General features: G+C 72.9%; 8 protein-coding genes. 7 read left to right on the forward strand and 1 reads right to left on the reverse strand.

All coding sequences use genetic code 11. From position 1 onward, the window contains the following. Window positions 1–30 precede the first annotated feature (30 nt). The 7 genes from pulA (at window position 31) to ACRAKJ_RS06440 (ending at window position 11,179) form a co-directional block, all read left to right on the forward strand. Window positions 31–5,553 (forward strand): pullulanase-type alpha-1,6-glucosidase, encoded by a 5,523-nt coding sequence (gene pulA / locus ACRAKJ_RS06410; protein WP_438919221.1) that lies wholly within the window; start codon window positions 31–33, stop codon window positions 5,551–5,553. Window positions 5,554–5,687: 134 nt separating this feature from the next. Then, on the forward strand, window positions 5,688–6,098 hold the full coding sequence (ndk, locus tag ACRAKJ_RS06415) for a nucleoside-diphosphate kinase (RefSeq protein WP_438919220.1): 411 nt from the start codon (window positions 5,688–5,690) through the stop codon (window positions 6,096–6,098). Between the two features lie 152 nt (window positions 6,099–6,250). Beyond that, complete coding sequence (locus ACRAKJ_RS06420) at window positions 6,251–7,168, forward strand: ATP-binding cassette domain-containing protein (protein WP_438919219.1); 918 nt, start codon at window positions 6,251–6,253, stop codon at window positions 7,166–7,168. Further along, window positions 7,168–7,956, forward strand: a complete 789-nt coding sequence (locus ACRAKJ_RS06425; protein WP_438919218.1) for an ABC transporter permease — start codon at window positions 7,168–7,170, stop codon at window positions 7,954–7,956. The genes ACRAKJ_RS06420 and ACRAKJ_RS06425 overlap by 1 nt, the downstream gene beginning before the upstream one ends. After that, window positions 7,953–8,780 carry an ABC transporter permease gene (locus tag ACRAKJ_RS06430; RefSeq protein WP_438919217.1) on the forward strand — a complete coding sequence of 276 codons (828 nt, stop codon included), beginning with the start codon at window positions 7,953–7,955 and terminating at the stop codon, window positions 8,778–8,780. Before ACRAKJ_RS06425 ends, ACRAKJ_RS06430 begins: the two co-directional genes overlap by 4 nt. 70 nt (window positions 8,781–8,850) lie before the next feature. Next, complete coding sequence (locus tag ACRAKJ_RS06435) at window positions 8,851–10,815, forward strand: TIGR03960 family B12-binding radical SAM protein (protein WP_438919216.1); 1,965 nt, start codon at window positions 8,851–8,853, stop codon at window positions 10,813–10,815. A 169-nt stretch (window positions 10,816–10,984) separates the two neighbouring features. Further along, the gene (locus tag ACRAKJ_RS06440) at window positions 10,985–11,179 is read left to right on the forward strand and encodes a sigma factor-like helix-turn-helix DNA-binding protein (protein ID WP_438919215.1); all 195 of its coding nucleotides are present in this window, start codon (window positions 10,985–10,987) and stop codon (window positions 11,177–11,179) included. 101 nt (window positions 11,180–11,280) lie between these two features. Here the strand turns inward: ACRAKJ_RS06440 and ACRAKJ_RS06445 are convergent, their stop codons facing one another. Further along, window positions 11,281–12,756, reverse strand: a complete 1,476-nt coding sequence (locus ACRAKJ_RS06445) for a S8 family serine peptidase (protein ID WP_438919214.1) — start codon at window positions 12,754–12,756, stop codon at window positions 11,281–11,283. Window positions 12,757–12,902 lie beyond the last annotated feature (146 nt).

Here is a 12,902-nt window from a genome sequence, read left to right on the forward strand (position 1 = left end):
GTTGCAAGAACTTGCGACAAGGAGGTCGCGATGCGTCGGGCCGTCGCCGCGCTCATCGCCCTGGCCGTTGTGCCGTTCGCACCACCACCCGCGGTCGCCGCGCCGTCCACCGGGCGGCTCGCCGTCGGCTCGGTCGTCGACGTCGCGCCCGGCGCCCGCCCGGGGGACCGGTCGCTGGCCCGGGACGCCCTGCGCGAGGACCTGGCGGGGGAGCGGTTCTACTTCGTGATGCCCGACCGGTTCGCCAACGGCGACCCGCGCAACGACCGGGGCGGCGGCAGCGGGACCGACCGGCTCGTCACCGGCTTCGACCCCGCCGACAAGGGCTTCTACCACGGCGGCGACCTCAAGGGCCTGCGCGACAGGATCGACTACCTGGACGACATGGGGATCACCGCGATCTGGATGACCCCGATGTTCCGCAACCGGTGGGTGCAGGGCTCCGGCGTCGACGTCTCGGCCGGCTACCACGGCTACTGGACCACCGACTTCACGCGGCTCGACCCGCACTTCGGCACGACCAACGACATGCGGCGGCTCATCCAGGACGCCCACCGGCGCGGCATCAAGGTGTTCTTCGACATCGTCGCGAACCACACCGCCGACCTCATCGGGCACGCCGAGGGCGAGTACGACTACGTCAGCACGGGCGCCGAGCCGTACCTGGACGAGCGGGGCAACCCGGTCGACATCGCCGCCATCGCGGGCCGGGAGGACTTCCCGAGGCTCACCGGGCCCTACACGCCGGTGGTGCGGGGCGAGAAGACCCCGGCGTGGCTGAACGACCCGCAGCTGTACCACAACCGGGGCGACTCGACGTTCAGCGGCGAGTCCGCCGAGTACGGCGACTTCCACGGCCTCGACGACCTGATGACCGAGCACCCGACGGTCGTCAAGGGCATGAAGCGGATCTTCACCAGCTGGATCGACACGCTCGGCATCGACGGCTACCGCGTCGACACCGTCAAGCACGTCAACATGGAGTTCTGGCAGGCCCTCGCGCCGCACGTGAAGCGGTACGCGGAGGTGCGCGGCAAGCGGGACTTCTTCGTCTTCGGCGAGGTCTTCGACGCCGACCCCGCGTTCACCTCGCGCTACACCACCGAGGGGCGGATGCAGGCGACGCTGGACTTCCCGTTCCAGAGCGGCGCGGCGACGTTCCTGTCCGGTGGTGGCGCGGCGCGGCTCGCCGAGGTGCTGGTCGACGACGACCGCTACACCGACGCCGACTCGAACGCCTCCTCGCTGCCCACGTTCCTGGGCAACCACGACATGGGCCGCATCGCGTGGATGATCGGCGAGAAGCGGCCCGGCGCGTCCGAGGCGGAGCTGCTGGACCGGCTGGAGCTGGGCAACGCCCTGATGTACCTGTGGCGCGGCAACCCGGTCGTCTACTACGGCGACGAGCAGGGCTTCGCGGGCGCGGGCGGCGACAAGGACGCCCGGCAGGACATGTTCGCCTCGTCGACCCCCGACTACGCCGCCGAGCAGCTCATCGGCAGCGACCGGACCGGCGCGGTGGACAACTTCCGCACCGACCACCCGCTCTACCGGCAGCTCAAGGCGTTGGCGCGGTTCGTCGACTCGGACCCGGTGTGGCGCGACGGCAACCAGGCGCTGCGCCTCGCGCAGGGCGACGTGCTGGCGTTCAGCCGCACGGCCCGCGACCGGCAGGTCGAGCACCTCGTGGTCGCCAACGCGGGCACCGCGCCCGCCACCGTCGAGGTCCCCGCGTCCGGCTCCGGCTACCGGCCGGTGTGGCCGTCGGCCGGGTCGCAGGTGAACGCGCGGAACGGCAAGGTCGCCGTGACGGTGCCCGCGCTGTCCGCCCTCGTGCTCAAGGGCACGGGCACGCTGCGCGCCGCCGTCCCCACGCCCACGCTGGTCGTGCCGCCGGCCGGCACCGTGCTGGACGACCGGGTCGAGCTGCGCGCCGACGGCGTGACCTCGCCGTACGCGCAGGCCACGTTCGCCGCGCGGGTCGCGGGCGAGCGCGACTGGCAGGTGCTGGGCACCGACGACGCCGCGCCGTACCGGGTGTTCGCCGACCTGGCGTCCCTGCCGGGCGCGGCGGTCGGGAAGGACGTCGAGGTCAGGGTCGTCGCGAAGGACGCGCGGGGCTCGCTCGGCGCGGACGGCGCGCGGGTCGGCCTGGTCGCCGCGCCGCCGGTGGAGCCGCCGGGCGCGGCGTCCTCGGACTGGCTGGTCGTGCACTACAACCGCCCCGCGGGCGACTACGCGGGCTGGGGCCTGCACGTGTGGGGCGACGTGGAGAGCGCCCCGACGTGGGACGCGCCGCTGCCGTTCGCGGGGGAGACCCCGTACGGCCGGTTCGCGTGGGTGAAGCTGAAGCCGGGCGCCCGCTCGGTCGGGCTGATCGCGCACAAGGGCGACGAGAAGGACACCGACGGCGACCGGTTCGTCGACCCGGGCGCGACGCCGCAGGTGTGGCTCGCGCAGGGGCGGTCCGAGGTGCACGCCACCGAGGTCGCCGCCACCGGCCGCGCCGTCATCACCCACACCGGTGACGCGACGGGCCTGGTCGCGCGGGTCGGCGCGACGGACCACCCGTTCACCGGGGGAGTGGCGACGGTCCCGACCACGTCCCCGGTCGAGTTCTCCGTGGTGCGCGGCGGTGCCGTCGAGGCCACCGGCCGCACCGCCGGTCACGCGTGGGTCGCCGGCGGGAAGGTGCACGCGAGCCTCGCCGCGGCCGAGAACCGGGCCGTCATCCACTACCACCGGCCCGACGGCGACTACGCCGACTGGACGCTCTACCACTGGACGGGGTCGCTCGAACCGAGCCCCGGCTGGAACCAGTCGCGCGTGCCGGACGGCGCGGACGGCTTCGGCGCGTACTGGTCGGTCCCGCTGGAACCCGGCGCGCCGGGCCTGAGCAACATCATCCACAAGGGTGACGCGAAGGACCCGGGTCCCGACCAGTTCCTCGACGTCGCGGGCACCGGGCACGAGGTCTGGTACGCGTCCGGCTCGACCAAGGCCGACGGCTCGATCTCCTACGTGCTGCCGCCCTCGGGCGGTGAGGCCGTGGACGACGACCTCACCAGGGCCAAGGCGATCTGGGTGACGAAGGACCTGGTCGTGTGGGACGTGCCGGTCGTCGCCTCCGACGGCTACCGGGTCGAGTACGACGGCAAGGTGCTGCGCCTCGACCCGTCGACCGAGGCCGTCCCGGGGAAGTTCCCGCACCTGGGTGGCAAACCGGTGTTCCGCGTCCGCGACACCGACCGGGTGGACGAGGCGCTGCGCGGGAAGCTGTCCGCCGTGCACGTCGACTCCGGCGGCAACCTGCGCCACCGCACCGGCGTGCAGGTCGCGGGCGTGCTCGACGACCGGTACGCCGCCGCCGCGACCGCGCTGACCTACGGGCCGACGTTCGACGGGTCCACCGTCACGACCCGCCTGTGGGCGCCCACCGCGTCCTCGGTGAGGCTCAAGCTCTACGACCGGCCCTCCGGCGACCCCGTGCGGACCGTGGACCTGGTGCGCGACGACGCCTCGGGCTCGTGGTCGGCGTCCGGGGAGTGGGAGGACCGGTACTACCTGTACGAGGTGACGGTCGCCGGGCGCACGGTCAGCGTGACCGACCCGTACTCGGTGGCCCTCGCGGTGGACTCGACGCACTCGCAGTTCGCCGACCTGGGCGACGCCCGGACGATGCCCGACGGCTGGGCGTCGGAGGTGGCGCGCGGCCTGGGCGAGGACCCCACCGAGCACGGCGTCACCGAGCTGCACGTGCGCGACTTCTCCATCGGCGACGAGTCCGTGCCCGCCGCGGACCGGGGCACGTACAAGGCGTTCACGCACCGCTCGTCCACCGGCATGACCCACCTGCGGCAGCTCGCCGGGGCCGGGCTGGACACCGTGCACCTGCTGCCCACGTTCGACATCGCCACCATCCCCGAGAAGCGCGCCGACCAGCGGCGACCCGACTGCGACCTGGGCGCGCCGCCCCCGGCGTCCGAGGAGCAGCAGACCTGCACGACCGCCGCGGCGGCGCGGGACGGCTTCAACTGGGGCTACGACCCGTTCCACTACGACGTCCCCGAGGGCTCCTACGCCACCGACGACGCGCAGGACGGGTGGGCGCGCTCCAGGCAGTACCGCGAGATGGTGAAGTCGTTGCACGCCAACGGCAACCGCGTGGTGGTGGACGTGGTCTACAACCACACCGCCGCCGCCGGCGACGCCCCGACGTCGGTGCTCGACAAGGTGGTGCCGGGTTACTACCAACGGCTGAACCTCGACGGCACCGTCGCCGACTCCACGTGCTGCGCCAACACCGCCACCGAGAACGCCATGATGGGCAAGCTCGTCGTGGACTCCGCGGTGCGCTGGGCGAAGCTCTACAAGGTCGACGGCTTCCGGTTCGACCTGATGGGCCACCACCCCAAGGCCAACGTCCTCGCCGTGCGGGCCGCCCTGGACGCCCTCACCGTCGAGCGCGACGGCGTCGACGGCCGGAACCTCCGGATCTACGGCGAGGGCTGGGACTTCGGCGAGGTCGCCGGCGACGCCCGGTTCGAGCAGGCCACCCAGGCGAACATGGCGGGCACCGGCATCGGCACGTTCAGCGACCGGCTGCGCGACGCCGTGCGCGGCGGCGGGCCGTTCGACGAGGACCCGCGCGTGCAGGGCCTCGGCTCGGGCCTCGCGGGCGACCTCAACGACTCCCCGGCCAACGGCGACGTCGCCGCGCGCCTGGTCAACTACACCGACCTGGTGAAGCTGGGCATGGCGGGCAACGCCGCGTCCTACCGGTTCGAGTCGACCTCCGGCGGCGTGGTCAGCGGCCGGGACGTCACCTACAACGGCTCGCCCGCCGGGTACGCGGGCGGACCGGCGGACGTGATCACGTACGTCGACGCGCACGACAACGAGACGCTGCACGACGCGCAGGCGTTCAAGCTGCCCGCCGGCACGTCGCCGGCGGACCGGGTGCGGATGCAGAAGGTGGCGCTGGCGCCCGTGCTGCTCGGGCAGGGCCAGCCGTTCCTGCACGCCGGGGCGGAGTTCCTCCGCTCGAAGTCGCTGGACCGCAACAGCTACGACTCGGGCGACTGGTTCAACCGCTACGACCCGTCGTTGCGCGACAACGGCTTCGGCCGCGGCCTCCCGCCGGCCGCCGACAACCGGGACAAGTGGCCGTACGCCGCGCCGCTGCTCGCCGACCCCGCGCTCAAGCCGTCGCCGGCGGACATGCGCACGGCCGTGGACAACACCCTGGAACTGCTGCGCATCCGCAAGTCGTCCCCGCTGTTCAGCCTGAACGACGCGGCGCTCGTGCAGCGGAAGCTGTCGTTCCCGGCCGCCGAGCCCGGCCTGGTCGTCGCGCACCTGGACGACACGGCCGGCCCGGACGCCGACCCGGCGCTGGACGGCGTGCTGGTCGTCGTCAACCCGTACCCGGTGGCGAAGTCCGCCGCCGTCGCGGGCGACTGGCGCGACCACCCGCTGTCGTCCGACCGGGCCACCGTCGCCGACGGCGCGGTCACCGTCCCGGCCCGCTCGGTGGTGGTCCTGACCCGGTGACGACCCGAGCGGCACCGCCCGCCCCCGCCCCTCCCCGAACGGGAGTTCACGGCGGTCACGGTGGGCGGTGCCGCGCCCACCGTTACCCTGGACCCCAGTCGCACCACCACCCGTACGAAGGAGTACCGACCGCCGTGAGCGAGCGCACCCTGGTCCTGGTCAAGCCCGACGGCGTCAGCCGCGGCCTGGTCGGCGAGGTCATCTCCCGCATCGAGCGCAAGGGCCTGAAGCTGGCCGCCCTCGAACTGCGCACCGTGGACCGCGCGACCGCCGAGCAGCACTACGCCGAGCACGACGGCAAGCCGTTCTTCGGCGACCTGGTCGAGTTCATCACCGGCGGCCCGCTGGTCGCGCTGGTGGTGGAGGGCACCCGCGCCATCCCCGCGTTCCGCCAGCTGGCCGGCGGCACCGACCCGGTCGAGAAGGCCACCCCCGGCACGATCCGCGGCGACTTCGGCCTGGAGGTCCAGTTCAACCTGGTCCACGGCTCGGACTCGCCGGAGTCGGCCGAGCGCGAGATCAAGCTCTGGTTCCCGAACCTCTGAGCCGACGCACCCGAACGGCCCGGCACCCTCGTGGCGCCGGGCCGTTCGCGCGTCCGGGGAACGGGTGTCGGGCGGGCGGGGTGTCGGGCGGGGTGTCGGGCGGGCGGAAAACCACCCCTGGGTTGTCGGGCCCCGCCGCTACCGTGATCCACGTGACGCCCCTCGTCGAAGCCAAGGCACTCACCAAGCGGTTCGGCGCGTTCGAGGCCGTGCGCGGCATCGACGTGGAGGTCAGACCGGGGGAGGCGTTCGGGTTCCTCGGCCCCAACGGCGCGGGCAAGTCCTCCACCATGCGGATGATCGCGTGCGTGTCCCCGCGCTCCGGCGGCGACCTCACCGTCCTCGGCATGGACCCCGGGACCGAGGGGCCGCGCATCCGGGCCCGGCTCGGCGTCGTCCCCCAGCAGGACAACCTGGACACCGAGCTGACCGTCCGGCAGAACCTGGAGGTCTACGGCCGCTACTTCGGGCTCAGCCGGGCCGCGGTGCGCGCCAAGGCGGTGGAGCTGATGGAGTTCGCCCAGCTCACCGACCGCGCCGAGGCCGAGGTGGAGCCGCTGTCGGGCGGCATGAAGCGGCGGCTCACCATCGCCCGCTCCCTGGTCAACGACCCGGAGCTGCTGCTGCTCGACGAACCCACCACCGGCCTGGACCCGCAGGCCCGCCACCTGCTGTGGGACCGGCTGTTCCGGCTCAAGCAGTCCGGCGTCACGCTCATCATCACCACCCATTACATGGACGAGGCCGAGCAGCTGTGCGACCGGCTGGTGGTGATGGACGGCGGCCTGGTCGCCGCCGAGGGCTCGCCGGCCGAGCTGATCCGCCGCTACTCCACCCGCGAGGTGCTGGAGCTGCGCTTCCCGCCCGGCGAGCAGAGCACGGACGGCGTGCGCGACCTGGGGCAACGGGTCGAGGTGCTGCCGGACCGGGTGCTGGTCTACGCCGACGACGGCGAGGCGGCGCTGGCCGCGGTCCACGCGCGGGGCGTGCGGCCGGTGTCGACCCTGGTGCGCCGCGCGGGCCTGGAGGACGTGTTCCTCCGGCTCACCGGCCGGACGCTGGTCGACTGATGGCGGCGCACGCGGTCGGCCCGCTGCGGGCCGCGCTCCTCACCGTCGAGGGCCACTGGGCGTGGTACCGCCGCAACTGGCGCGCCACGGTGATCACGAACTTCCTCCAGCCGGTGCTGTTCCTGCTGGCCATGGGCGTCGGCTTCGGCTCGCAGGTGCAGGCCGGACCGGCCACCGGCGGCCACGCCTACGTCGTGTACCTGGCGCCCGCGCTGCTGGTGCTCACCGCCACCCAGAACGCCATGTTCGAGTCCACCTGGGCGGTGTTCTCGGCGTTCAAGTGGCAGCAGACCTACCTCGGCATCGTCTCCACCCCCATCAGCCCCGCCCAGGTCCTGCACGGCCGGCTGCTGTGGAACGCGCTGCGCCTGTTCGCGAGCACCCTGGTGTTCCTGCTCGTCGCCGCCGCGCTCGGCGCCGTGACCGGGCCGGGCGCGCTGTGGGCGGTGCCGGCGTCGGTGCTCGCGGGCATGGCGTTCAGCGCGCCCGTCGTCGCGTTCACCGCGACCCGGAAGAAACCGGACGCGTTCAACGGCCTCTACCGGTTCGTGCTGATGCCGATGACCCTGTTCACCGGCGCGTTCTTCCCCCTCGACCAGCTGCCCGCCTGGCTGCACCCGCTCGCGTGGGCCACGCCGGTGTGGCACGGCATCGAACTGGCGCGCGGCGCCGCGTTCGGCACGCTCGGCGTCCTGCCCGCCCTCGGCCACGTCGCCTACCTGGCCGCCCTGGTGGTCGTCGGCGCGGTGCTGGGCCGCCGCTACTTCGACCGGAGGCTCGCGCCGTGACCGCCACCACCACCGGCCGCGCACCCGGCGGCCTGCTGTTCCGGGTGGTCCCGCCGGGCCTGTACGCGGGCCGCCCGCACGTCCTCGTCGAGCGCTCCTACCTGGTCAACCGGCGCGCCTGGCTGTCCGTCGTGTCGGGGTTCTTCGAGCCGCTGTTCTTCCTGCTCTCCCTCGGCTTCGGCTTCGGGCAGCTCGTCGCCGCCGTGCAGGGGCCGGGCGGGCCGATCGCCTACCCGGCGTTCGTGGCGCCCGCCCTGCTCGCGGCGTCGGCGATGAACGGCGCGGTGTTCGACGCCACGTTCAACCTGTTCTTCAAGTTCAAGTACGCCAAGGTCTACGACGCCGTGCTGGCCACCCCGATGGGGCCGGTCGACATCGCGGTCGGCGAGGCCGCGTGGTGCCTGATCCGCGGCGGCCTGTACTCGGGCGGGTTCCTCGCCGTGATGCTCGGCTTCGGGCTGATCGACTCGTGGTGGGCGCTGCTGGCGCTGCCGGTGTGCCTGCTGGTGGCGGTCGCGTTCGCCGCGGTCGGCATGGCGGCGGCCACGTTCATGCGCTCCTGGCAGGACTTCGACCTGGTGCAGCTGGCCGTGCTGCCGCTGTTCCTGTTCTCGGCCACGTTCTACCCGCTGTCGGTGTACCCGGGCTGGTTGCAGGCGGTCGTGCGGTGCACGCCGCTGTACCACGCGATCGAGCTGACCAGGGGCCTGACCACCGGTTACGTGGGCTGGGACGCCCTCGGGCACGCCGCCTACTTCGTGGTGATGGCGGTGGTCGGGGTGGTCGTCGCCGCCCGGCGGCTCGGCCGGCTGCTGCTCACCTGACCCGCCCCCGACCGGGGCGTCCCCCGACCGCTGTTCCGGGCACCGCCGGCGCTGCCGTTACCCTGGGGCGGTGAGCGTCGAGTCGGTATTCCCCGCCCTGGAGCCCCTCCTGCCCCGGGTGTCCAAGCCGGTCCAGTACGTCGGCGGGGAGCTCAACGCGACCCTCAAGGACTGGGACGCCGCCGCCGTGCGGTGGGCCCTGATGTACCCGGACGCCTACGAGGTCGGGCTGCCCAACCAGGGCGTCATGATCCTGTACGAGGTCCTCAACGAGCAGCCGGACGTGCTGGCCGAGCGCACCTACGCGGTGTGGCCCGACCTGGAGGCGCTCATGCGCGAGCACGGCGTGCCGCAGTTCACCGTCGACGGGCACCGCCCGGTCGGCGCGTTCGACCTGTTCGGCGTCAGCTTCGCCACCGAGCTGGGCTACACGAACCTGCTCAACGCGCTCGACCTGGCCGGCATCCCGCTGCACGCCGCCGACCGCACCGAGGACCACCCGATCGTGGTGGCCGGCGGGCACGCGGCGTTCAACCCGGAGCCGATCTCCGCGTTCGTCGACGCGGCGGTCCTCGGCGACGGCGAGGAAGCCGTCCTGGAGATCACCGACATCGTCCGGCGCTGGAAGGCCGAGGGGCGCCCCGGTGGGCGCGACGAGGTGCTGACCAGGCTCGCCGAGACCGGCGGCGTGTACGTGCCGCGGTTCTACGACGTCGAGTACCTGCCCGACGGCCGCATCCAGCGCGTCGTGCCCAACCGCGAGCGCGTGCCGTACCGGGTGTTCAAGCGCACCACGATGGACCTCGACGCGTGGCCGTACCCGAAGCAGCCGCTGGTGCCGCTCGCGGAGAGCGTCCACGAGCGGATGAGCGTGGAGATCTTCCGCGGCTGCACGCGCGGCTGCCGGTTCTGCCAGGCGGGCATGATCACCCGCCCGGTGCGCGAGCGGTCCATCGAGGGCATCGGCGCCATGGTGCAGCGCGGCCTGGAGGCCACCGGCTTCGAGGAGGTCGGCCTGCTGTCGCTGTCCAGCGCCGACCACTCCGAGATCGCCGAGGTCACCAAGGGCCTCGCGGACCGCTACGAGGGCACCAACACCAGCCTGTCGCTGCCGTCGACGCGGGTGGACGCGTTCAACATCGACCTGGCCAACGAGCTGTCCCGCAACGGCCGCCGCTCGGGCCTCACGTTCGCGCCCGAGGGCGGCAGCGAGCGCATCCGCCGCGTCATCAACAAGATGGTGTCGGAGGAGGACCTGATCCGCACGGTCAGCGCGGCGTTCGGCGCGGGCTGGCGGCAGGTGAAGCTGTACTTCATGTGCGGCCTGCCCACCGAGACCGACGACGACGTGCTCCAGATCGCGGAGATGGCCAAGAACGTCATCCGCGCGGGCCGCGAGGTGTCGGGCCGCAAGGACATCCGCTGCACCATCTCCATCGGCGGGTTCGTGCCCAAGCCGCACACCCCGTTCCAGTGGGCCGCGCAGTGCGACCCGGCGACCGTGGACGACCGGCTGCGCAAGCTGCGCGACGCGGTCAACTCCGACCGGGCGCTGGGCCGCAACATCGGCATGCGCTACCACGACGGCAAGCCGTCCCTGATCGAAGGGCTGCTGTCGCGCGGCGACCGGCGCCTCGGCCACGTCATCGAGCGGGTGTGGCGCGAGGGCGGTCGCTTCGACGGCTGGTCCGAGCACTTCTCCTATGACCGCTGGGTGAGCGCCGCCGCGGCCGAGCTGGAGCCGCTGGGCGTGGACCTGGCCTGGTTCACCACCCGTGAGCGCGAGGAGCTGGAGGTCCTGCCCTGGGACCACCTCGACTCGGGGCTCGACAAGGAGTGGCTCTGGGCCGACTGGCAGGACGCGCTGGACGAGCGGGAGCAGGACGACTGCCGCTGGACGCCGTGCTTCGACTGCGGCGTGTGCCCCGCGATGGGGACGGACATCGAGGTCGGGCCGACCGGGCGCACGCTGCTGCCGATCTCGCCGGTCGGCAAGGGGTCGCCGGTGCGCAACCCGGCGCTGACCCGGCCCTGACGTCCGCCGGAAGACCTCGTGAATGGTGCCGTGACCACGGCGCGCACCGGTTCGGAGAAGGTTCAACCACGCCTAGGTGATCTGGATCACAGGCATTTCCGAAACGTGTTGTAGTAAGTTCGCGGCACGCTCTTTTCCCCCCGCCGCGTTCGTACTCCAGGAGGTCGGGGTGTCGAAGGAGGTGCTCGCCGACGTCATGCGCGAACTCGGCGAAGAGCACCGCGAGGCCATTTTCGAGACCTACGTGCGCGGGCGCACGGTGCGTGAGGCGGCTCGTGCCCTGGGTATTCCGGAGAGCACCGTCAAGTCGCGGGTCTACCACGCGATGAAGATCCTGCGCCGCGCCTTGGCCGAGCGGAACTGAAAGGCCCCGTCACCAATTCGGCGGGCCGTCGGGTGCATTGTCGTCGAATTGGCCGGTGCCATTCCGCGGCTCTGTTCGCGGGCGGTTCCGTTCGCGGGCGGCTACTCCCGGACGGCGGCCAGCGCGTCGACCACGCCGTGGCCGTAGAAGCCGTTGTACTCCGAGTAGCCCGTGCAGAACGCGTCCTGCACGCCGGTGCCGTTGAGGTCGTAGTCGGCGGGGCAGGGCAGCGTCTCGGCCTGCGCGTTGAGCATCCGCGACAGCTCCGGCGCCCCGGCCTCCGGGTGCGTGGACGCCAGCAGCGCCGCCACCCCGGCCACGTGCGGCGCGGCCATCGACGTGCCGCACGAGTAGTCGTACCCGGACGGCACGGTGGACAGCACGCACCCGTTCCGGGCGTCGTCGGGCTCCTGCTTGCGGTCGCCGCCTGGAGCCGTCACGTCGACCGCGCCCAGCCCGTACGAGCTGTACCCGGCCTTCACCTTCTCCGCGCCGATCGACGACACCGCCACCACGTTGCGCAGCTGCGCGGGCAGCACCAGGCACGTGTTGTCCACCGGCTGGGGCCGCACGTCCTCGGGCGCCGCGTTGGTCGGGCTCAGCGCGTCCAGGGCCGGTTTGGTCAGGTCGGCCGCCCCGTTGCCCGCCGCGGCCACCGTCAGCACGCCGCGCGCGGTCGCGTGCTCCACCGCCCGCCGCACCGCCTCGTACACCACGGACTGGCCCACCTTGTTCTGGCAGGTGAACACCCACGGGTCGATGAAGTAGCTGTTGTTGGTGATCGTCATGCCGCGCTCCGCGGCCCACATGAACCCGCACACCGCGTACTCGGGGTAGATGAACCCGTCGTCGTCCACGACCTTCACCGAGGCGATCCGCACGCCCGGCGCGACCCCCGTGGTGCCCAGGCCGTCGTCGGCCGCCGCGATGGTGCCCGCCACGTGCGTGCCGTGCGCGGACGTCGACGGCGACCACGCCGCCTGCGCCGGGTCGGCCACGCCGGTCGTGCAGCCCGCGGACAGCGCCGGGTCGAGCGCGCCCACCAGGTCGGGGTGCGCCGGGTCGATGCCCGAGTCGAGCACGCCGACCACCACGTCCCGGCTGCCGGTGCTCACCGCGTGCGCCTCGGCGGCCCGGATCAGGTCCATGTCCCACTGCTCGGCGGTGCGGTCCACCGCACCCGACGTCCGGTGCGCGCCGCCCACCTCGTCGTCCTTCTTGCGCGCCGGCGCGCCCGTGCGCCGGGACAGGCCGTCCTGCTGGGCGCTGTAGGTCCGGTCCACGCCCATCTTGCGGGTGAAACCGGGATCGGCCGAGACGGCGACCGCGACCGCGATCTGCGGGTGGTACCCCGTCGTGGTGCCGCACGCGGCGGCGACCTGCGCGTTCGCCAGCGGTTCGCTGGTGCCGCGCTCGAACACCACGAGGTAGCGCAGCACCGGGCCGGGCTGCACGCACCCGGACGCGGTCGGCTGGGGCCCCGGTTCGGCCGCGGCGCCCGCGGTGGCCGCGAAGCAGCCCGTCGCGAGCAGCACCGAGGTGACCGCGACCGCTCGGACGCGGCGGAGCAGAGGCACGGGGGACCTCCAGACTGGGCCGGCCGGTCGCCACGACGGCGATCCGTCACTACTCACTGCTGCCGCGCGACGGTAACCAGGTGAGCCGGAGCAGACAAGCGCAACGGCTCCGGGCACGTCCACGGTACCGTCCTGCCGGAGTAGGA

It is taken from the genome of Saccharothrix sp. DSM 118769 (assembly GCF_052936295.1).